The organism is Stenotrophomonas genospecies 3 (genome assembly GCF_054473855.1).
This window is the reverse complement of sequence record NZ_JBTMUR010000043.1, coordinates 1-369: the sequence shown is the minus strand read 5'-3', so window position 1 is coordinate 369 and position 369 is coordinate 1. Positions and strand designations below refer to the sequence as shown.

Here is a 369-nt window from a genome sequence, read left to right as displayed (position 1 = left end):
TACAACGGCGAAATCGTGGCTTATCAGATCAAGCGTCGGCCCGTATTTGATCTGGTGGGTCAAATGCTGGAGGAGGCGATCAAGAAGCTTTCCCTGGATGAGCGCCCCATGATCCACTCCGACCAGGGCTGGCAGTACCAGCATGAAAACTACCGGCACATGCTGGAAAAGCACTCGTTGAAACAAAGCATGTCCCGGCGCGGCAACTGCCTGGACAATGCGGCGATGGAAAGCTTCTTTGGAACGCTGAAGTCGGAATTCTTCTACCTGAACAGCTTTGACAGCCTCGAGGGTCTGGAGGCTGGGCTGGTGGAATACATCCAGTACTACAACGAAGAACGCATCAAACTGAAACTGAAAGGTCTGAGC

The 369-nt window shown here is 53.1% G+C and carries 1 protein-coding gene; it reads left to right on the top strand.

The window, feature by feature from the left end:
* A partial coding sequence (locus tag ACX9OT_RS21845) for an IS3 family transposase (RefSeq protein ID WP_459003668.1) occupies positions 1-369 on the top strand: 369 nt, incomplete at both ends.